Origin of the sequence: Vibrio sp. L5-1 (assembly GCF_021728315.1) — a bacterium.
Classification (GTDB): Bacteria; Pseudomonadota; Gammaproteobacteria; order Enterobacterales; family Vibrionaceae; genus Vibrio; species Vibrio splendidus_K.
Genome location: NZ_JAKKCQ010000002.1, coordinates 977,678 through 999,360 on the forward strand (window position 1 = coordinate 977,678; position 21,683 = coordinate 999,360).

The following is a 21,683-nucleotide window of genomic DNA, read 5'->3' on the forward strand; positions in this document are numbered from 1 at the left end:
TCATGCCTATTTATATCCAAGACTGTGGTTTCCACTCCGCATTAGGCTCAAGCGTTGCTGACATTCATGGCTGCCTCAAAGATACACGCGAATCAAACATGGTTGAAGTAAGCGATATGCTGAATGATGGTAAGCACACTATCGTCGGTAAGGTCGCAGGCGAACTGCCAGAGGTTCCATCCAATCTCGCACAATACGCCACTCGTAACAATCAACTGGCGTTATCAGCTCTGAATCAAATCCAAGACTCTATCGAACAAGCAAAGTCACAATTTGGCGCAGATAGAATTGCTGTGGTTATCGGCACAAGCACCTCGGGAATTTCTGACGGTGAAGCGGCATTCAAACATAAATTGGCAAACGGTGAGTTTCCTGAGCATTATCACTACTCCAAACAAGAGCTAGGGAATACCTCAGAGTTTGTTAGTCAATATTGCTCATTAACAGGGCCAAGCTACGCAATCTCGACCGCCTGCTCATCAAGCGGCCGTGTTTTTCTTACCGCTCAACGTTTGTTAGATTCTGGAATGGCTGATGCTGTATTAGTCGGTGGTGTGGACACCTTATGTAAGCTGACGCTCAATGGTTTTCATGGCCTTGAAGCACTTTCAACGACACATTGTCAGCCTTTTAGTGCTTCTAGAGATGGTATTAATATCGGAGAAGCCGCCGCATTTATGCTGCTTAGCAAAATAAAACCATCGAACAACTTACCCAATATTGCTCTGTTAGGTTGTGGTGATAGTTCTGACGCGCACCATATATCAGCCCCTCACCCTGAAGGAAATGGCGCAGAACAAGCAATGAGAAAGGCACTGAACGCTGCACAGCTAACAGCAGAGGACATCGGCTATATCAATGCTCATGGCACCGCAACGCCTCTCAATGACTCAATGGAAAGCAAAGCCATTCATCGTATTTTTGCAAACAAGGTTCCCGTCAGTTCTACCAAGCCGCTCACCGGGCATACTCTTGGAGCCGCAAGTGCGATAGAGGCTGCAATAGCATGGCATATTTTAAAATATGACTTACCGCTTCCCTTACAAAAATGTCAGGATAAAGCTGAAGATATTGAGATTGATTTGGTAAACTGTTCCCAGAAACTTAAAGTAAAGAACATCTTAAGCAACTCGTTCGCTTTTGGTGGCAACAACATTAGCCTGATCTTTGGTGTAGTAAATGACTGATATCCCTTCTGTAGACCAACTTCTTCCACACGATGATCCGATGATATTAATCGATCGTGCTATCAATGTAGAGGCGTTGTCGATTCACTGTCAGGTCGATATTGGTGCTCATAACCTGTTCTTTAATGCCGAATCTCAAACCGTACCGGCTTATGTCGGTATCGAATTTATGGCGCAATCTGTGGCTGCATGGTCTGGATACCATGCGCTGAAAAACGGCACGACTCCTCCAATCGGCTTCTTACTTGGTTCTCGTCGCTACAAGTCACTATGTGATGAGTTCACTCAAGGTCAGACCCTTGATATCTACGCCGAGCAACTGATGGAAGACAGTGGCATGGCCGTGTTTACCGCCAGAGTCGAAGACCAAGGCGAATTGGTGGCTCAATGCCAACTTAATGTCTATGTGCCAACTGAACACAAATTACAAGAAATGAAAACTAGGAGCCCATCATGACCCGTCAGGTTTTAGTCACTGGTGCCAGTAAAGGCATTGGTAAAGCGATCGCTATTCAACTCGCAAAAGACGGATTTGAAATCGCCGTTCATTACATGGGTGACAAGCAAGGTGCCGAAGATACCTTAAAGTCGATCACTGAATTGGGTGGCGCAGGACGTCTGATCCAATTCGATATCAGCAATCGCAGTGAATGCCGTGAAACGCTTGAATCAGATATAGCTGAACATGGCGCTTACTATGGTGTAGTAAATAACGCGGGCATTACTCGTGATACGGCCTTCCCTGCCATGACGGAAGAAGAGTGGGATGGCGTGATCCATACCAATCTCGACAGCTTCTACAACGTACTTCACCCGTGCGTAATGCCTATGGTTCAAAAGCGTAAAGGCGGTCGAATCGTTACTCTGGCGTCGGTATCTGGCATCATGGGTAATCGTGGTCAAACCAACTATGCTGCAGCAAAAGCGGGCGTAATTGGCGCGACTAAGTCTCTGGCTCTAGAGCTCGCAAAACGCAAGATCACGGTAAACTGTGTTGCTCCAGGCTTAATCGATACCGGTATGGTTGATGAGCACGTGAAAGATCACGCTCTACCTCAAGTTCCACTGCGCCGCATGGGCGAGCCAGAAGAAGTGGCTGGCCTAGTCAGCTACCTAATGTCTGATATTGCAGGCTACGTCACTCGCCAAGTAATTTCAGTCAATGGAGGCTTAGTATGACCCACCGCGTTGTTGTAACTGGCATGTCTGGTGTTACTGCCTTTGGTAATGATTGGAAGCACATCGAACCAAAACTGAAAGCGTGTGAAAATGCCACTCAATATATGCCAAGTTTTGAGCAATACGATGGCCTCAACACTAAGCTAGCTGCGCCTATTGATGACTTCCAGTTACCAAAACACTACAAACGTAAACAGGTTCGAGGCATGGGTCGGGTTTCTCGCTTAGCCACTGTCGCGACTGAAGATGCTTTAACACAAGCCGGGTTGATTGGACATGATGTTCTAACTAACGGAGAAACGGGCATTGCCTACGGGTCTTCAACCGGCAGTACTGATGCCGTAGGTGCGTTTGGTGTGATGCTTAACGAGAAATCGACACGAGCAATCACAGCAACTACCTATGTTCAAATGATGCCACACACTGCTGCGGTCAACGTTGGACTGTTCTTTGGCTTGCGCGGACGCGTGATTCCCACCAGCAGTGCCTGCACTTCAGGGAGCCAAGCGATTGGTTACGCTTATGAAGCGATCAAACACGGCTACCAAACCGTGATGGTTGCTGGTGGTGGTGAAGAACTATGCCCAACTGAGTCTGCCGTTTTCGATACCCTTTTTGCTACCAGTTTAAAAAACGACACACCAGAAAAATCCCCTAGCCCTTACGACAGTGAGCGCGATGGTCTAGTCATCGGTGAAGGCGCTGGTACGCTTGTGCTCGAAGAGTATGAACATGCCGTCGCTCGCGGCGCAAAGATCTACGCTGAGATTGTCGGCTTTGCCAGCAACTGCGATGCAGCTCATGTGACCCAACCTCAAATGGAAACCATGCAAGTTTGTATGGAGAAAGCACTCAAAGACGCGCAGCTTCCGGCTGAAAAGATTGGTTATGTCTCTGCTCACGGTACTGCAACCGAAAAAGGCGATATTGCAGAAAGTAATGCGACAGCGAACATTTTCGGAGAAGTGCCAATCAGTTCATTGAAAAGCTATTTTGGTCATACACTTGGTGCGTGTGGTGCAATTGAAGCTTGGTTAAGCCTAGAGATGATGCATTCAGGCTGGTTCAGTCCAACATTGAACCTTGAAAACATTGACGAACGCTGCGGTAAACTTGATTACATAACGGGCTCAGGCCGCGAACTGGATGTTGAATACCTAATGAGCAACAACTTTGCCTTTGGCGGGATCAACACTTCCATCATCTTCAAAAAAATCTAGGATAGATAATGAAAAACTGGCTAGCTCTTGCTGTTGTCTTTTTACTCGCAGGTTGCAGTGCTCCGAAGTATGCGGGCAATGCACTTCCTGAAGCAAACAACATCGAAAATATCACGATCGTGGAAGATGTAAAAACACGCAGCATTTTCCTCGATTCCATGCTCGACTGGTGTCTGAACAATCAGGTGAAATGTAAAGTGGTTGCCGACGGTTCAGAACATAATCCAGAGGACATTACGCTTGATTATGTCTCTCGCTGGAGCTGGGATTTCAGAACCTTTGTGGCGGACGCTAAGATCTCAGCTTATCAAGATCAACAACGCATAGGCAACGTTGAGTTTAAAGCACCGAATAGCGGAAATTTATCAAAGTTTGGCGACAATATGGAACGCATCAAAGCGATGATGGATATCTTGTTCGATAAGAAAACCTCCACTCAAGCGACCCAAATGATTGCTGAAGATAAGCTTTAATCAACCAAGCTCAAAACAAATAAAAAGGGTCAGTAACCAAGTTACTGACCCTTTTTTGATTCTAGCAATCGCTCAATTAAGCGTTAGCTTCACGCTCAGCGATGAACTCAAGAGCCATCTTGATGCGAGCGATTACGCGCTCTTTACCAACAAGCTCCATCACTGCATCAACAGAAGGAGACTGACCGCCGCCTGTTACTGCTACGCGAAGTGGCATACCGATTTTACCCATGCCGATCTCTAGCTCTTCACATACTGCTGCAATCACACCGTCTTTGATGTTTGCTGTTGTGAATTCTTCAAGCGCTTCAACCTTAGCAAGAGCAAGTTCTAGTGGACCTTTAGCAACACCACGTAAGTGCTTCTTCGCTGCGCCAGCTTCAAACTCAGAGAAATCTTCGTAGAAGTAACGAGACTGCTCAGCAAGTTCTATAAGCGTGTTACAACGCTCGCCAACTAGCGTGATCACTTCAGTGATCGCTGGGCCGTTTGTTGTATCGATCTTCTGTGCGTCTAGGTGCCATTGCAGGTATTTTGCAACGTACTCAGGCTCAGAAGTCTTGATGTAATGGTTGTTCAACCAAAGTAGCTTTTCAGTGTTGAATGCAGATGCAGACTTGCTGATTGCGTTCAGGCTGAAGAATTCAATCATCTCTTCTTGAGAGAAGATCTCTTGGTCACCGTGAGACCAACCTAAACGAACTAGGTAGTTGTTTAGTGCATTTGGAAGGAAACCTTCGTCGCGGTATTGCATTACTGATACAGCACCGTGACGCTTAGAAAGTTTTGCACCGTCATCACCAAGAATCATTGCACAGTGAGCGAAAGTTGGGACTGGCGCGCCTAGTGCTTCATAGATGTTGATTTGACGAGGTGTGTTGTTGATGTGGTCTTCACCACGAACAACGTGTGTAATACCCATATCCCAGTCATCTACTACAACCACGAAGTTGTATGTTGGTGCGCCGTCTGTACGACGAATGATTAGGTCATCAAGTTGGCTGTTAGAGATTTCAATGCGACCACGGATTTGGTCATCAAATACTACGCTGCCTTCTTTAGGGTTACGGAAACGGATAACGCACGCATCACCTTCTTTTGCTGCTTCGTTTGCTGCAACAATTTTAGGGTGGTTCGCATCGTAACGAGCCATTTCTTTGTTTTCTTCTTGCTGTGCTCGAATTTCATCAAGCAGCTCTTTAGACGCGTAACATTTGAACGCTTTGTCTTCAGCAAGGAGCTTATCAACCATTTCGTTGTAACGGTCAAAACGCTTAGATTGGTAGTAAGGACCTTCATCCCATTCCATACCCATCCATTGCATGCCTTCTAGAATTGCATCAACCGCTTCTTGAGAGTTACGCTCAAGGTCCGTGTCTTCGATACGTAGAACGAATTCACCACCTTGGTTCTTAGCGAATAGCCAAGAGTAAAGTGCAGTACGTGCACCACCAACGTGAAGATAGCCAGTTGGGCTAGGAGCAAAACGAGTTTTAACCGTCATTTAAATACCTTGATTATGTAGGTGATTCTTTTAGTGGGGTCTAATACAAAGTCTGTAATAGACAAATATCACTAAATTTTGGGCGCTATTTTATCACCACCGCTTAAATCTACAATCAGTAGTGAATGATTAATGCGCGGATCTTGTGCGAAAGCCACTGTAGAAAGGCCAAATCCAGCTTCGATGTAGCAAATCTATAGCCTGAGCCAATAAATTATAGCCACGCTTTTCTTTAACTCACGCTTATTTCACCAACGTAACCCACCCATTCATATTCCACTAAGATCAATTTTTTAAATTTATGTTTGACCTTACCCTTACGGTAAGGTTTATGTTGGGTGTAGATGAGAATTGGAGTATCGATATGAACCATTACACTACCGCACTCAACGGCCTAAATTGCATGGGTTGCGCGAAGAAAGTCCACACCCTGTTTGGTGATTCCGATAACACGACGATCAATGACATATCGCCGACGTACATCGACATTTCGACTCCTTTTAGCTACGTTGAACTCAACGAACAGTTAGCGACCCTTAGTTATTCCATGGGTAATTCGCTGCATCTATCATTATCAGGACTCAGCTGTGGTAAGTGCGTGAGCAAACTGACTCAAGCGCTTGAGCAGACCGAGCAAATATCAGACCTAGAAATCAGCAAATATGAATTGTCCTTGGTTACTTTGCTTGCAGAATCAGAGCTTATTGCGCTGATCGAAAGCGTGGGTTATCACGCGACTCCCTACTCTGAAGCTCATGACCTTTTATCGAGTTCAGATTCAAAAGAAGATAAAAAAACAGCGCCCGTAGAACCGACACCAGCTAAACCTGCTGCTAGCCAATATACCTATCATCTTGTTCTTGAAGGAATGACATGTGCGAGTTGCGTTTCTTCGGTAGAGAAAGCGTTGAAAAAGAATGAGTTCGTCGACCAAGCTCAGATCAACCTCGCAGAACAGACAGCCTTGGTCTTCACGTCTAAAACACGTGACGTCATCGAGAATGCTCTCATAGAATCGGTAAAAACCGCAGGTTATGGTGCGGAGTTCGTTGATGACGCGGCGACTCAACAGCAAAAACAGCAAGAACAACAACTTCGTACCCAAAAAGCTTTCCTAAAGAATTCAGTAAGCGCGCTGGTTATCGGAGCTCCGCTGATGGCGTGGGGTCTGTTCGGTGGCAGCATGACCATTGTTACATTTAACGACCAATTGGCTTGGGGATTGGTTGGTGTGGTCTGTTTGATACTGCTTGCGACCTCGGGACGCAGCTTCTTCACGAATGCTTGGCAGTCTCTCATGCATAAGCGTGCGACCATGGATACCTTGGTCGCTTTAGGCACGGGTGCAGCATGGTTCTATTCAATGCTGGTTGTACTGATTCCATCATGGTTCCCAGAACCATCGCGTCATGTCTATTTTGAAGCAAGTGCAATGATTATCGGCCTTATCTCTTTAGGACACTACATTGAAGCCAAAGCCAAAGCACGCACCACCAAATCTTTACAGGCACTGATTAACTTACAGCCTCAAAAAGCCGTGGTTATCGTCGATGGTAAAGAACAGACCATCGCCGTCGAAGCCATTCAAGTCGGTATGCAAGTGCGTGTAAAACCGGGAGAAAAAGTCCCTGTCGATGGCGTTGTGGTTTCGGGTGAATCCTACATCGATGAATCAATGCTGACCGGCGAACCGCTTCCCAACGTTAAATCGATTAATGATGGCGTTTCAGCAGGTACCATTAATGGTGATGGCAGCTTAGTGATTGAAGCGACTGGAATTGGCTCAAGCACCATGCTGGCTCGAATCATTCAGATGGTTCGCCAAGCACAAAGCAGCAAACCTGCGATTGCTAAGCTTGCCGATTCTATCTCGGCCGTGTTCGTACCTGTTGTGGTCGCAATCGCCGCCATTGCCGCCTTAGTTTGGTTTCTTGTTGGCCCGCAACCTAGTGCAAGTTACATGCTCGTGGTATCAACCACTGTACTGATTATCGCCTGTCCATGTGCGTTAGGCCTAGCAACGCCACTGTCGATTACTGTTGGCGTGGGTAAAGCCGCTGAGTTTGGCGTTCTTATTAAAGATGCGGATGTATTGCAGTCTGCCAGCAAGATCGATGCTGTTGTGTTTGATAAAACAGGTACGTTGACCCAAGGCAAACCAACCGTTCAACAGGCCTTTTACTCTAATCTAACGGAGCAAGAGTTACTGGCTTATGCTTATTCAGTAGAAGTGGGATCTGAGCACCCACTCGCCAAAGCCGTTTGCCAATATGCAGAGAGCCTACAAGTTTCAGCACTACCTCATAGCGAGTTCGAAAACCAACGAGGGCTTGGCGTACAGGCAACAATTAACGGCAAGAACGTGCAAGTTGGCTCGCTTAAATACCTAACCCAGTTAGGCATCAATACTGAGATTGGCGCGGATTTTATCGAACTTTGCCGCTCGCAAGCGTGGACGCCTATTTTCATTGTGATTGACCAAAAACTGGAAGGCATATTGGGCATTTCAGACGCGTTAAAAATAGATAGCAAACAGGCGATAGCTCAACTAAAATCCGCCGGAATTCACACTGTGCTATTAACGGGTGACAATGACTCTGTGGCTCAAGCAATAGGTAAAGACGTCGGTATCGACGAGGTTATCTCGGAAGTGCTTCCAGAGCAGAAAGCTCAACATATTGTTCAGCTGCAACAGCAATATAAGAGTGTTGCTATGGTCGGAGACGGTATTAACGATGCACCAGCTCTTGCTCAAGCAGATATAGGAATCGCAATGGGCAGTGGCAGTGATGTCGCGATTGAAAGTGCGCAAATGACGCTACTCAACTCATCGCCATTATCAGTAAGCAACGCGATCGAGCTATCTCAAGCGACCGTGAGAAACATGAAGCAAAACCTGTTTGGTGCCTTCATCTATAACTCACTTGGTATTCCTATCGCAGCCGGTGTGCTCTACCCATTTTTCGGATTTCTGCTTAGCCCTGTCGTTGCAGGCGCTGCGATGGCGATGTCGTCAATCACGGTAGTAAGCAATGCCAACAGATTAAGACTTTTCAAACCCACACATTCTAATATCAACAAAAACCATATTCATGAGGTTAACCATGATTCGTAAAATTATGACTCTTACAGCACTCGCTGCAATTTCAGGACAAGCTCTCGCGACTGATGTTCTAAACCATAAGTCTCCATACTGTGGCTGCTGCACAGAATGGACAGAACATATGCGAGATGCTGGGTTCGATGTTACAGAGAAGCTCCACGATGATATGAATCCAATAAAGCAGAAGTTAGGGGTAACGCAAAAACTAGCCTCTTGCCACACTGCAGAGATCGACGGTTACGTATTTGAAGGGCACATTCCAGCAGAGGACGTGAAAGCCTTTTTAGAAAATCCACCACGTAATGCGATTGGCTTAGCGGTTCCAGGCATGCCAATGGGCTCTCCGGGCATGGAATATGGCGATAAGAAAGACGAGTATTCTGTGTATGCGTTTAATGAAGAAGGTCAGGTGTTTGAGTACCGTCATTACAACGGAAAATAAAGCTTAACTAGACCAACGCCAAGCAATTAAAAGAAGTCATAAAAATAGAGCCTAGCATGAGTAAACCCAAGACTGTGGTTTACTTGCTAGGCTCTTTGCTTTTGGACAGTAAAGCAAATCTTGTCGCGGTACCAACCGGGCTGTTAGTGCCGCTATATTTCTCCTCGCTAATTGGCTAAGAAGCTATTTAGCGAAGAAGCTCACTCGGCTAATAATCTAATCGACTAAGCAGCCAAGTGAATCGGCTTAGAAGCCGTAAGAAGCACCGAATACGAATGCGTTGTTCTGCTTAGAATCGCCGTTTGCGAAATCTACGCCGTTAGCTTGGCTACGGAACTCAAAGTAAGGTTGAACACCTTGACGAGTCCATGTAGCACGTAACTCATGGTCCATCGCTTCAGCATCAATCATGTATACGTTGTTGTAGCTAAGTGCTAGGTCAGCATTCACTGTGTAACCAATGCGGTTATCCATGCGGTAGTCTGTGTCAGCATTAGCCGAAGTATCATCGATGTGTGCACGAGTACGGTTGCTAATAGAGATACCGTTATCGAAGTTGTAACCGATCTTAACTAATGGACGGAACTGAATGCTCTCACCTGCAGAGAATAGGTGTTGGTAACCAGCAGCAACCCATAATTTGTCAGTAATGTTGAAAGATTGCTCACCACCGACAGTGATGCCTGGAGTAGTATTACCTGCACCGCCATTTTCAGATTCAAGTTTGCCAAGTTGGATGCCATCAAACTCAGAATAAACCGTGAAGCCGCCTAGAGAGTTGTCAAACGTGTGACCAGCTTCTAGCGTAGAAGTCATATCAGAACCGTGGATACGGCCATCGTCATGAATTTGGATGTTACCTGTAACGTAAGAAGAACCAGCAAAAGCACTAGAAGCAAAAGCAAGAGAAAGTGCACTTAGAGCGATAATTTTTTTCATAGTAAACTGCCTTAGTTTGATTTTTTCAGCGGCACATCTTCGGTACATCATTCACCTTCACCGCTTGAGTAGTTAGTTGCCTCCCTGGCATGAAATCTATGTTGCTCGAATTAATTTGCGTTTCAAAATAAAAGAGTAAGCAGAGTGATCTCTCTCACTATCAAAAAAGAACAAGTTATTTAATGCATTTAAATCAATCACTTAAAAATATAAAATTTAATAAAAAAGTTAAGACTTAAAAATACACAGATCGAGATCACGTTATTTCACGTCACAAAATTAGATTAAGTTAGTTCAATCACACCTGATTTAGAGTTTTTGATGAGAGACTTATTTTTTGAAGAGAATAATGAGAAGCGCGTCACTTTTGCGATGGAACTCACCTTATGTACATTGTTGACGATATACATAAAGGCTATTTCTATATGTTTCAGTTTAAGAGAAGTGGCTAACTTGATTTGGACGAAAAAAAAGCTCCCACTCTTATCTGAATCAGATAAAAGCTAGGGAGCTCTTCTATTAATGTTGCTTGTCGATTATTTTACCGAAGTTACTCGACTTACTTTCTCGCCACTTTCAGAGATAGAGCGGATGTAAGTTTCGCCTGAAACCGAAGGACGTTGTTGCTCATCGTACGTTAACCAGTTTTCGCCATCAGCAGAGTATTGCAGCTCTACGCCTGGGAATTGTACGTTCATCGCTAGCTTGCCATCAACAACCTGAGCGCCCGGTACTGACAGTCGGTAATCAATGCCAGCTTTCTCAAGCTTAGCCAATTCACGTTGCCCTACAATATTCGCGAAGCGATTAAAGTCACTGTTTAAAGACTGCTTATTCACTAAGTCAGTATCTTGAGAGTATTCAACGCCCACTTTGTAGTCGTTTTCCCAATCAGCTCTGTGCCATGCGCGCTCTGCTGCTGCAAGTACGCGAGGGAACACCATGTATTCATACTGCTCGTCGGTACGTACTGTTTCAGACCAAAGTTGTGCAGACAAACCGTAGAAAGGTTTCGCTTCAATCTCGCCTTTACCAGAGAAACCATTGCCGTCACGGTCTAATGATGTTTCTGCGTTTTGTGGCATGTTTTCTGGTGCGAAGCCAAACATCTTACGAGTATCGGTTGCACGTGTTGCCCAGTAGTAACCACGCTCTGCAGCATCAACTTCGTATGGCATATCCATGTATACGTAGTCTGGGTTAGAGACGATTACGTCATACCCTTTTGCTGACCAGTCGTATACTGATGAAGTACCGCCCCAGTAAAGAACGTCCCAGAAGTTCACGCGAGTGCTTTCTGTTGCAAATGCTTTTTCGCCTTCACTGTATTTCAGGCCATCTTGCCATGCTTGGAAGTGAGGGATGCCTTTGTCAGCAACAATCTTAGATACCTGCTCTGCAAAGTGACTTGGCAGGTGACCGAAATCGCTCACAGTACCATCAGCGATCAAAGACTGACACTGTGGAGATTGTTGGAATGGCTTATCTTGCTTAGCCAAGTCAATATTACCTTTCCATGCCACTTTATCTTCTGCATTAATATCTTGTAGGCCCGCGCCTAACTTGATGTTTTTCGCTTCATCGCCGCCAAAGTGCCAAGTCGTTAATGGAACGCCCGCTTCTTGGTGCATTGCCGCCACTTCAGAGATAACTTTATCGACAAAGTGAGTTGAAGATTCCATACATGGGTTAATGAAGCTTTGCTTGTCATAAAACTGAACCGTAGTTACGTTCGATGTATCTTGTGGATCCATCAAGCGGTATTCGTTCGCTTCAGCTTCCTTGCCTTCGGACATTAGGCGAGTGTAACGCGCTTCCATTGATACCACAGCAGAACGAGCGTGTGCTGGCATATCAATTTCTGGGATTACTTCGATGCTGCGCGCTTTTGCGTAGCTTAAGATCTCGACGTAATCCGCTTTACTAAAGAAACCAGAGCCGAAGTTGTCTGTTGTTGGACCTGAACCTAGCTGAGGCAGTAAACAGCTTTGCTCTTCCAAATCAAAACAACGATTAGACCCTACATCCGTTAGCTCTGGTAAACCTGGGATTTCTAAACGCCAGCCTTCATCATCCGTTAAGTGAAGGTGCAGTTTATTCATCTTGTAGGCTGCCATTTGATCTAGCGTGGCTAGGATGGCATCTTTTGAGTGGAAGTTTCGAGCAACATCCACCATCACACCGCGGTAGTCAAAGCGTGGCGCATCTTGGATCGACAGTTGTGGTAATGATTCAGCGTTCTGACTGTCTATTAGGCCAAAAATAGACTGAACTGCGTAGAAAGCACCTGTTTTATCAAACGCTTTAATCGCAACCTCCTCTTCCGAGATACTTAGTTCATAAGCGCCAGATTTCGCTAAATCACCCGTAAACTGAGTAGGAACAACAGCAACACTAACAGGTAGGTCGCCACTCACATCTACGTTTACCACATCTGCACGTTCTTCAATTGCAGCGAACTGCTCAGCATCGAATGCGTCTTTCGGTAGGGCAATACCACCAGCAATGCTCACTGAACCTTCGCCCACTTCTACCGACATTGGCGTTGGTAGTAAAGTGGTTGATACATCTTGCGTTGCCAGATCAGCATTCTTTTCAAAGCGAGTAACCGCTGTTGCCATGACATTGTTGTCATCAGGTGTACGCTTAAGGTTATTTCCTTCCAAACCGGTTACGAACGACGCGATATCTTCCGTATTCAATGAAGCAATCATCTTAGGTTCAGCGTTTGGCGCCGTTACGAATGCACCCGGCATAAAGTCGGTTTCAAACAGTTGCCAGTATTCACTTGTTAGTGGAAGAATCACTTCTTCACCAGCGGCAAAACCATCGAACTTATCTGTAGGTTCTAGTTTGTGTAGGTCGCCCGTTACACGAGTGATTTTAAACTGCTCATTATCAACATCTAAGATAAGGCGAATACTGTGGAAATAGATAGTCCAATCTTTCGAATCGATCGCTTCACCATCATTGGTCAGAGTCATGTTCACTTTGTTACATGATGCCCACTCTGCGCCTAAATCCTGACAAGCCATGCCTTCGTTTGCGCCGTGGTTCGTCAAAATTTCGTATTGCACATCTAGGTTATCAGCCAGTGCATTTACCACCTTTTGTTCTGGTGCTTGTGTTACCGCACAACCCGTTAAACCAGCCAGTACTGCTACAGATAGTAAGTTTCTCTTCAACATCGTATTCACCCATAAATTTAAAAAATTGAGTTAGAAGCAAAATAGAACGCTTCAAAAGTTAGATAAACTATATGGCCTTATTTTTCGTCGTGAATTAAATCAAGTTAATAAAGTGATCGACTTCAAATCTAAAAAATATTGATAAAATTAACCTGATTAAAATCATCAAGTTACCGATATCGACAGTTCCGTCAGTTTTATTTTGACGTAATATTTGAGAATTGAATCACAATCTTTTGAAAGGATTTCATAAAATCGTGTCGTTGTTACTGAGAAAGGTTTAAGAGTTTGTTGGTGTTGTTATACTTTTCGTACAAACAACGTGACATCGTTCTCAAAAAAAACCGTTAAAAAACACCGTCAAAATCGATTTTAACGAGTTTAAGACTTCCTAAAGGAGCTCCCTTTGCGCCCATTCTTATACATGGTTTTATTCGTTCTCGCTTTTTCAGCTAGGCAAGCGGTCGCCGAGCCCCTTTATTGGCAAGCAAAAAAGGATGAACTGACACTCACTATCTTAGGTTCCGTGCACGTTGGGGACGAGAGTATGTACCCACTTCCTTCAGCGATCACCGACGCGCTAAAAAACAGTGATGGGTTAGTTATCGAAACGGATATCAGAAAGTCTGATGGCGTTGTATATCCCCACAACAAACTCACCACAGCCGATGTGCTCAATGAAGAACAACTGCAATTATTAACCGACATATCAAAATCGTTGGAGATGCCGACGCAACAACTGCTTAGCTCACCGCCTTGGGCTACTTCTCTCTCCATACAGATGCAGCAGCTAAAAAACCTTGGTTATGGCTCCGCCGGCGGCGTTGATGCGACGCTAGCTTACAAAGCGACTATCCAAGATGTTCCGGTTATCAGTTTAGAACCACTACAATTCCAAATAGACCTGATGACAAAACAAAAGGATGACGGTAAGGAATGGTTAGTCAGTAGCCTTGAGGAATTTGACCAAACTGATCGTGTGGTTCATTGCCTAATTGAAAGCTGGAAAGCGGGTGATTTAGCGAAGCTGGAAGCCTTCGCAGAGCTGTCTGAGATGTCGCTTGAACTCGAGAAAGCATTCTTAACTGATCGCAATATCGACTGGGCAAACAAGCTATCCGCCAATGATTGGAAACTCGATTCAAATGGGAATTATTTGATCGTGGTTGGCGCCTTGCACCTAGTTGGCGAAGGTAACCTTTTGCAGTTGTTAAAAGAGAAAGGTTTTAATGTCATTCAACAATCACAAAGCCAACAGGCTCAGTGTCAATTTGAGGTTAGTGACGACAACTAACTAAATTCGAGACCATGACCTTCTCATAATATAACCATTACCTAATAACAGAATCATTACATTTAATAGCACCATAACGGTGCTATTATCTTTCGCTCTTTTTATACACGGTGTTGTTCTCATGAAACCAGTTCTCTTCGCTTTACCTTTAGCTCTCTTGATCCTGATGCCCACGACAGCCTCTGCCAGAGAAACTTGTACCATCGAACAATTTCAAGCCATCGACATTCAGCCAGATACAAAAGGCGGCGTGCTAGATAAAGAAAGCGGACAGTTTTTGATTACTGAAAAGCCACCCATGCGATGCGCGAATATTACTTTCACGACGTCTACGACACGCAACCGTATCGCAAGCCAAATGAATGGTAATTTTGAAGCAAGCTTTTACGATGGCAAGATGGGTAACTCTCACTCGGTGACTTTTAACGAAGATGAAGTACAGGCAGGCTACATTCGAATTGGTCCAAATAATCCTGTTGAAGCGTATGTTTGCTTTGTTACCTCAGAGACACCAATCAAGAACATTACTTGTGATGTGAAGTAAACAGATTTGGGGCGGGCTTATTGAGTCAATCCTTTTCTCTATGCGGGATGTTTAGAACAACAAGAGATTCCCGACTCGCTCCTTCGTCACTCTAGGGAATGACGCACATACCAAAATGCAAAAAAGTCGTAGCCCTTCTCTATAATAAATGGTCTACGGCTTCTTTAATGTGGCGTTGAAGAGCTTATTTTGAACATCAGGCGAACCCGTTGACCAAGTGATTATCTTTATCCTGAAATGCAAAAAAGGCTTCTCATTTCTGAGAAGCCTTTTTCTTAATGTGGTCGGTGAAGAGGGATTCGAACCCCCGACCCTCTGGTCCCAAACCAGATGCGCTACCAAGCTGCGCTATTCACCGAGATATCTAACTGGCTGATTGCCTGTCGATGAAGCGTATAATACGGATTCTGAATTTATGCGCAAGAGCTTTTTTCACTCTTTTTTACAATATCGAATCGTTCGAACAAAAGACGTACAACCTAACGGCTAATGTGACGAAAAACACACACTCAACAACAAGTATTTAACTTATGAAACAGGATTGATCCAGATCAGTGAATTGATAACGCTACTTAATACACTAAGCCATGTCATATAACTTTGAGGTATACACATGGACTTTTGGCTAGAACTCCTATTTGGTAATGCAGTGGGGCTATCTTCAATGATAGTAATATTCGGGGCTCTGGGTCTCATGATGTTCTATGGAGGCTTCTTCATCTACAAAGTTATGACTGAAAAATCTCCTCACTAGAATCGCTCAGCCTAAGTCATCTACTTTTAAGTATCATTTTCTTTGGGTGGATGTAAAAACGCTTTGCACCGGAGCAGACTTATTGTCTTCTCCGGTTTTTTCATTTTTAAACCCAGCCTCAACTTAGGTATACTTACCCTATCCTTCTCCAACTTGAGATACACACTATGTCTCATGATGACGACTTAGATCTATTCCAAGAAATGATGGGCGATGTTAAACGTATCGACCATGACACCGCCGAACACCAGAAAGTACACCGAGTCACAGAATCTCACCTTGCTAAGCGTGAAGCCGCTATGTGGCTGTCTGACGACGAGAAAGACTACTTATCATTAGACTACTCACCAATGATCAAGCCAGACGACGTCATTGCTTACAAGAAAGATGGTGTACAAGAAGGCGTATATAAAAAGCTGCGCTTAGGCAAATACCCTATTCAGGCCAAACTCGACCTTCATAGGAAAACACTGAAAGACGCTCGTAACGAAGTACTCTCATTTTTACGCCAGTGTTTAAGAATGGATGTTCGCACCGTTATCATTGTTCACGGTAAAGGTGAGCGCTCGAACCCACCAGCAATGATGAAAAGCTACGTGGCGAATTGGCTCACGCAAATTAACGACGTTCAATGTGTTCATTCTGCTCAGCAATTTCATGGTGGTACTGGCGCAGTCTACGTTATGCTCAGAAAGAGTAATGAGAAAAAGCTAGAGAACAGAGAGCGCCATCAAAAACGCACCAGTTAACTGGTTGAAACAGATAAGTACACTGATAGCGAATTGTATCAAGATCGATATTGCGTGCCTAGACTCACACCAAGTGCTAAAATTGTCCTCAGTTAACGAATCCCAACTCAAAGCAACTATCCAAAGGTTGCTTTTTGTTTATCTATATTTCCGTTGTGAAACGCTAAGAGAATATCATGTCACAAGAATCCCAAGCTAAACGCCTTAATAAATACATCAGTGAAACTGGTTTTTGCTCACGCCGCGAAGCCGACAAACTCATTGATGCAGGCCGAGTTACTATTAACGGTAAGATCCCTGAAATGGGTACTAAAGTCTTGCCCGGTGATGATGTTGAGATCGACAATAAACCTGTTCGCTCAAAAGAGAAGCCGATCTACATTGCTCTTAATAAACCAACAGGCATCACCTGTACTACTGAACGTGATATTCCAGGCAACATCGTCGACTTTATCGGCCACCACAAACGTATTTTCCCTATTGGTCGTCTAGATAAGCCTTCTGATGGTCTTATCTTCTTGACCAACGATGGCGACATCGTAAACAAAATCCTACGTGCCGGTAACAACCACGAGAAAGAATACGTGGTGCGTGTAGATAAGCCGATTACGACGGAATTCTTGAAGAAGATGGCTTCTGGTGTTCCGATTTTGGATACCGTGACCTTGCCGTGTAATGTCGAGAAAGAGACCAAGTTTTCATTCCGAATTACGCTAACTCAAGGCCTTAACCGCCAGATCCGTCGTATGTGTGAAGCGTTAGGCTATGAAGTATTCAAACTACGTCGTGTTCGTATTATGAATATCTCACTTGATGGCATTCCAAACGGAAAGTGGCGCTACCTAAGCGAAGAAGAGATCACTGAGATCTTGGCTATGTGTGAAGGCTCAGTGAGCACTGAAGATGCGTCAAAAATGAACGCAAAAGGTCAGCGAATTCGCAAGGCAACCGATGCTAAGTTATTTGATAGCCGTGAAGAGAACCAAACTTCAACAGCGCGACGTAATCAAAACGAGAATCGTACTCGCACCTATCGCGGTAACAATGCGGATGAATTCCGTCATGCGCCTAACTCAAAGCGTGGTCGTAACTCATCGAACGGTGAAAGCGGTGGCGGTGGCAATACCGAGAACTGGAAATCGAACTCTCGTTCAGAGCGTTCTAATTCAGATAGAAACAGTTCGGATCGCACCCGCACAGATCGTAACAATAACGATCGTCGAAGCGGTAAGCCTGCACCGAAGCGTGTTGGTGGTACTTTAGGTCTGAAGAAGTAGTCATAATTCGTCCTCAATGTACAAGCACATATCAGGATAGACACTCAATATAAAAGCGCCCGCTAGGTTAATCTAGCGGGCGTTTTTGTTTGTCATTCGGTAGTTGTATCATCATGACGACGACAATCTATAAACATAGATCAGCAAACTGACCGCGAGTCAGTAGCGCTAAGTCTTTCGGGTCGAGTTCAATTTCTAGCCCGCGCTTCCCTGCACTCACGCATATCGTTTCAAAATCGGTAGCGCTGGAATGAACAAAGGTAGGCAAGGCTTTTTTCTGACCAAGAGGGCTGATCCCACCCACCACATAACCCGTGGTTTTCTGAGCAATATCAGGGTTCGCCATCTCTGCTTTTTTGCCTTTTGCCGCTTTTGCCGCAAGCTTCAGGTTTAGCTTCTGATCAACGGGAATAACGGCAACAGCTAAATCTTTAGCGACGCCATTCAAACAGAACAAAAGCGTTTTAAATACACGTTTAGGATCTTGACCAAGCGCTTCGACAGCCTCTAATCCGTAGTTCGTATTATTCGCATCGTGGTGATATTGATGCACGCTATGAGCGATTTTCTTTTTCTTAGCTAGATTGATTGCAGGGGTCATAACAAATCCAAACGATAGATAAACAAAAAGCGACGCCGAGGCGTCGCTTTAGTTAAATTTATCATGGTGCTAGAGTCAATCTAATTTAGCACCTATTGACTCTATCAACTGGGTTTAATTACTTGTAAACCATTTGACCAGAAGGTGCGTACTTGTTCACGTCAACTGGGCTGTTCGCTTCTAGGTACTCTTTCAGTACTTCAGCATCAACAAAACCTGTGTTCACGTAACCAGGGTGATCTGACAGTTTAGGATAACCGTCGCCACCAGCCGCGTTGAAGCTTGGCACTGTGAAACGGTAGGTTTCGTCTAAACGAAGCTGTTTGCCACCGATGAAGACATTCGATACTTCACCGTTTGCTACTGTCATTGAAATGCCAGCGAACTGCGCGTAAGCACCAGAATCGATTGGTTTCGTCGCCACAACGTTTAGGTAATCTAGAACTTCTTTACCTGTCATGTCTGTATAAGTCAGGATGTTTGCAAAAGGTTGTACCTTCAGTACATCTTTGTAAGTGACATTGCCCGCTTCAATTGAGTCACGAACACCACCAGAGTTCATCACAGCGAAGTCTGCTTGTGCACGCTCCATGTGAGAAGTCGCAATCAAACGACCTAGGTTAGTTTGTTGGAAACGCACCACATTACGATCGCCTTCAAGCTTGCCATTTGTCTCAGCAATTTGAACTTCTAGCTGTGCTTGACCTTGCTCTTGGAAAGGACGTAGGAATTCAAGCAACTCTGGATCTTGTGCGATTTCATCTTGAATAAGAACACGTTGCTTCTTACCGTCAATCTTAACTTTCTTCTTAAGGTTAACAGGAACCAGATCGTAGCTCACCATCTCTAGTTCACCGTTACGGAATTCGTAATCAGCACGGCCTACGTACTTGCCCCACTCGTGAGCTTGAACGATGTAAGTACCGTTCTGTACGTCTGGTTTACACTCATCACCCGGCTTGAAGTTTTTCTTCGCAACGTTAGGGCCTTCCATACATACAGGCTCTTGAGAGTGACCACCAACGATCATGTCTAGGTCGCCTTCGTTTAGGTAACGAGCAAGTGCTACATCACCCGGTGCGTTAACACCACGTTGGCCGTTTTCGTAGTGACCCATGTGAGTCACAGCGAAGATTAAATCTGGCTTCTCTGTTTCTTTAAGTTCAGCGATCAGCTTCTTCGCTTCTTCTTTAGGGTCACGGAAGTCAATGCTCGCGATGAACTCAGGGTTACCGATTTTTGCCGTATCTTCAGTGGTTAGACCGATAACTGCAATCTTGATACCTTGCTTTTCAAACATCTCGTAAGCTTGGAACTTGCGTTCGCCTGTTGCTTTGTCGTAGATGTTTGCAGATAGCATTGGGAAGTTAGCCCAATCGATCTGCTTTTGTAGTACGTCTAAAGAGTTGTCAAACTCGTGGTTACCCAATGCCATTGCATCGTAACCAATTTTATTCATACCTTTGAAATCAGGTTCTGCATCTTGAAGATCTGACTCTGGCACACCCGTGTTGATGTCACCACCAGATAGAAGCAACACGCTACCGCCTTCTGCTTCAACTTCAGCACGAAGTTGATCAACAAGCGTTTTACGCGCAGACATGCCGTATTCACCGTATTTGTTCTGCCAAAAACGACCATGGTTGTCGTTAGTGTGTAGAACCGTAAGCTTGTAAGTTTCGTCTTGGTTCCAATCTTGAGTTGATTGAGACGCACACCCAGCTAGAGTAGCTAGGATTGCAGCACTTAGTGCTGTCTTTAGAATAAGGCGTTGCTTCATTGTCATACCTTTGAACTTTTAGGGGAATCCACTGCTTTTTATAATCTATTGCGACCCCTTTCCTGGAGTTCGAACAATAAGACTTCAACATGACTAATCTTAAATTAACATTCTAGATGTAACACGACGATTTCATATTTATGTCGAATTGGTCACGCATAGATCGGCAGTTAAGTGTAACAAAATTATGAGATTACACTCAAACTTCCCCTGCATCACAGGCAATCGTTTACTTATAAAGTGTGATGAACATCAGTAATTTACTATAAACAGGACAGACCTCACACACCCATACCACTTTCTTAGGGAATCAAAGGTTCTGTTTACAAAGATTTAATCATCTGCCGTTGATTAGTACTCTGAAAAACAGGTTAGCTAACGACTACACAGCTTAGTCATCGAAAAACAACTTGGTCATCGTCAAAATAGGCCGAGGCTTCAGTGAACTGAACGGATGTCCCGTTAAAAAAAACGCCCAACTCTAAGAGTTGGGCGTTTATCTTATGCTGTTAAATAACCACTTACACTCACTAACATTAGCGATTTAATGCTAGTTATTTAGCATCAGCCAAAGCTATTTGATATCGATGTGGTCGAAGCCTTTGATAAGGTCATCAAGTGCTTTCATCTGCTTCAAGAACGGCTCTAGTTTATCTAGAGGTAGCGCCGATGGGCCATCACAGCGTGCTTGATCCGGGTTAGGGTGAGCCTCAAGAAACAGACCCGCAATCCCTGTCGCAAGACCCGCTTTAGCAAGTTCAACGGTTTGCTCACGACGACCGCCAGAGGCAGCACCTGATGGGTCACGCATTTGAAGCGCATGAGTCACATCAAAGATAATTGGGCTGCCGTTTGATGATTTTTTCATTACACCGAAACCAAGCATATCAACTACTAGGTTGTCATAACCCATGCAAGAACCACGTTCACAAAGAATAATGTTGTCGTTGCCGCACTCTGCGAACTTATCAACGATGTTACCTACTTGATCCGGGCTCATGAACTGAGGCTTCTTCACATTGATAACCGCGCCAGTCTTAGCCATCGCTTCAACAAGGTCAGTTTGACGAGCAAGAAACGCTGGAAGCTGGATTACATCAACCAGATCAGCAACAGGCTGAGCTTGTGCTTCAGTGTGAATATCCGTGATGATCTTCACGCCAAAGGTATCTTTCAGCTCTTGGAAGATTTTAAGACCTTCTTCCATACCAGGACCACGGTATGAGTGAACTGAGCTGCGGTTTGCTTTATCGAAAGACGCCTTAAATACGTAAGGGATGCCCAACTTCTCTGTGACTTTCACGTAGTGCTCACAGATCTGCATAGCTAGATCGCGAGATTCAAGAACGTTCATGCCTGCAAATAGCGTAAATGGCTTGTCGTTAGCAATTGGCATGTCACCAATGTGAACTGTTTTCTGTTCCATCATATTCTCTCTAAATAATTATT

The 21,683-nt window shown here is 44.7% G+C and carries 18 protein-coding genes and 1 tRNA gene; 12 read left to right on the forward strand and 7 right to left on the reverse strand.

The annotated features are described in order from the left end of the window. The first annotated feature begins 2 nt into the window (after positions 1-2). Genes L3V35_RS11205 through L3V35_RS11225 form a run of 5 tightly spaced genes read left to right on the forward strand, consistent with a single transcriptional unit; the run spans position 3 to position 4,059 of the window. Complete coding sequence (locus L3V35_RS11205; protein WP_237299689.1) at positions 3-1,187, forward strand: beta-ketoacyl-[acyl-carrier-protein] synthase family protein; 1,185 nt, start codon at positions 3-5, stop codon at positions 1,185-1,187. Continuing rightward, entirely contained in the window at positions 1,180-1,644 is a 465-nt protein-coding gene (locus L3V35_RS11210; RefSeq protein WP_237299691.1) for a hotdog family protein, read from the forward strand. The genes L3V35_RS11205 and L3V35_RS11210 overlap by 8 nt, the downstream gene beginning before the upstream one ends. Further along, positions 1,641-2,366 carry a 3-ketoacyl-ACP reductase FabG2 gene (locus tag L3V35_RS11215; protein ID WP_016767037.1) on the forward strand — a complete coding sequence of 242 codons (726 nt, stop codon included), beginning with the start codon at positions 1,641-1,643 and terminating at the stop codon, positions 2,364-2,366. Before L3V35_RS11210 ends, L3V35_RS11215 begins: the two co-directional genes overlap by 4 nt. Beyond that, entirely contained in the window at positions 2,363-3,586 is a 1,224-nt protein-coding gene (locus tag L3V35_RS11220) for a beta-ketoacyl-ACP synthase (protein ID WP_237299692.1), read from the forward strand. The genes L3V35_RS11215 and L3V35_RS11220 overlap by 4 nt, the downstream gene beginning before the upstream one ends. A gap of 8 nt (positions 3,587-3,594) precedes the next feature. Beyond that, positions 3,595-4,059, forward strand: a complete 465-nt coding sequence (locus L3V35_RS11225) for an Sbal_3080 family lipoprotein (RefSeq protein WP_237299694.1) — start codon at positions 3,595-3,597, stop codon at positions 4,057-4,059. Positions 4,060-4,135: 76 nt separating this feature from the next. Here L3V35_RS11225 and gltX read toward each other — a convergent pair whose 3' ends face one another. After that, positions 4,136-5,563 (reverse strand): glutamate--tRNA ligase, encoded by a 1,428-nt coding sequence (gene gltX, locus L3V35_RS11230; RefSeq protein ID WP_237299696.1) that lies wholly within the window; start codon positions 5,561-5,563, stop codon positions 4,136-4,138. A gap of 301 nt (positions 5,564-5,864) precedes the next feature. Between gltX and L3V35_RS11235 the strand changes: the two genes are divergently transcribed. Together L3V35_RS11235 and L3V35_RS11240 are read left to right on the forward strand one after the other, a co-directional pair. Next, positions 5,865-8,678 (forward strand): heavy metal translocating P-type ATPase, encoded by a 2,814-nt coding sequence (locus tag L3V35_RS11235; protein ID WP_237299698.1) that lies wholly within the window; start codon positions 5,865-5,867, stop codon positions 8,676-8,678. Next, complete coding sequence (locus tag L3V35_RS11240) at positions 8,668-9,108, forward strand: DUF411 domain-containing protein (RefSeq protein ID WP_004736129.1); 441 nt, start codon at positions 8,668-8,670, stop codon at positions 9,106-9,108. The genes L3V35_RS11235 and L3V35_RS11240 overlap by 11 nt, the downstream gene beginning before the upstream one ends. Positions 9,109-9,354: 246 nt before the next feature. Here L3V35_RS11240 and L3V35_RS11245 read toward each other — a convergent pair whose 3' ends face one another. Together L3V35_RS11245 and L3V35_RS11250 are read right to left on the reverse strand one after the other, a co-directional pair. Further along, positions 9,355-10,047 (reverse strand): oligogalacturonate-specific porin KdgM family protein, encoded by a 693-nt coding sequence (locus tag L3V35_RS11245; RefSeq protein WP_004736127.1) that lies wholly within the window; start codon positions 10,045-10,047, stop codon positions 9,355-9,357. 536 nt (positions 10,048-10,583) lie between these two features. Continuing rightward, positions 10,584-13,235, reverse strand: a complete 2,652-nt coding sequence (locus tag L3V35_RS11250; RefSeq protein WP_237299699.1) for a beta-N-acetylhexosaminidase — start codon at positions 13,233-13,235, stop codon at positions 10,584-10,586. Between the two features lie 406 nt (positions 13,236-13,641). On the opposite strand from L3V35_RS11250, the gene L3V35_RS11255 reads away from it, so the two are divergent. Next, entirely contained in the window at positions 13,642-14,529 is an 888-nt protein-coding gene (locus tag L3V35_RS11255) for a TraB/GumN family protein (protein ID WP_054548125.1), read from the forward strand. A gap of 121 nt (positions 14,530-14,650) precedes the next feature. Then, on the forward strand, positions 14,651-15,073 hold the full coding sequence (locus L3V35_RS11260) for a hypothetical protein (RefSeq protein WP_017076858.1): 423 nt from the start codon (positions 14,651-14,653) through the stop codon (positions 15,071-15,073). A 281-nt stretch (positions 15,074-15,354) separates the two neighbouring features. Here the strand turns inward: L3V35_RS11260 and L3V35_RS11265 are convergent. Further along, positions 15,355-15,431 (reverse strand) — tRNA-Pro (locus L3V35_RS11265). Between the two features lie 255 nt (positions 15,432-15,686). Here L3V35_RS11265 and L3V35_RS11270 point away from each other — a divergent pair. From L3V35_RS11270 to rluF, 3 genes are all read left to right on the forward strand, one after another. Beyond that, on the forward strand, positions 15,687-15,827 hold the full coding sequence (locus L3V35_RS11270) for a DUF3149 domain-containing protein (RefSeq protein ID WP_004736246.1): 141 nt from the start codon (positions 15,687-15,689) through the stop codon (positions 15,825-15,827). A 167-nt stretch (positions 15,828-15,994) separates the two neighbouring features. Continuing rightward, positions 15,995-16,576 carry a DNA endonuclease SmrA gene (smrA, locus tag L3V35_RS11275; RefSeq protein WP_017076135.1) on the forward strand — a complete coding sequence of 194 codons (582 nt, stop codon included), beginning with the start codon at positions 15,995-15,997 and terminating at the stop codon, positions 16,574-16,576. A 176-nt stretch (positions 16,577-16,752) separates the two neighbouring features. Beyond that, positions 16,753-17,853: a 23S rRNA pseudouridine(2604) synthase RluF gene (rluF, locus tag L3V35_RS11280; protein WP_054548124.1), complete on the forward strand. Its 1,101-nt coding sequence runs from the start codon at positions 16,753-16,755 to the stop codon at positions 17,851-17,853. Positions 17,854-17,980: 127 nt separating this feature from the next. On the opposite strand, the gene ybaK is transcribed toward rluF, so the two are convergent. The 3 genes from ybaK to kdsA all read right to left on the reverse strand — a co-directional run bounded on the left by ybaK (position 17,981) and on the right by kdsA (position 21,663). Further along, positions 17,981-18,454, reverse strand: a complete 474-nt coding sequence (gene ybaK, locus L3V35_RS11285) for a Cys-tRNA(Pro) deacylase (RefSeq protein WP_017076861.1) — start codon at positions 18,452-18,454, stop codon at positions 17,981-17,983. 118 nt (positions 18,455-18,572) lie between these two features. Further along, a complete protein-coding gene (gene ushA, locus L3V35_RS11290) occupies positions 18,573-20,234 on the reverse strand; it encodes a bifunctional UDP-sugar hydrolase/5'-nucleotidase UshA (protein ID WP_004736242.1) in 1,662 nt (553 codons plus the stop codon). Between the two features lie 574 nt (positions 20,235-20,808). Further along, positions 20,809-21,663: a 3-deoxy-8-phosphooctulonate synthase gene (gene kdsA, locus L3V35_RS11295; protein ID WP_237299701.1), complete on the reverse strand. Its 855-nt coding sequence runs from the start codon at positions 21,661-21,663 to the stop codon at positions 20,809-20,811. Positions 21,664-21,683: the final 20 nt, after the last annotated feature.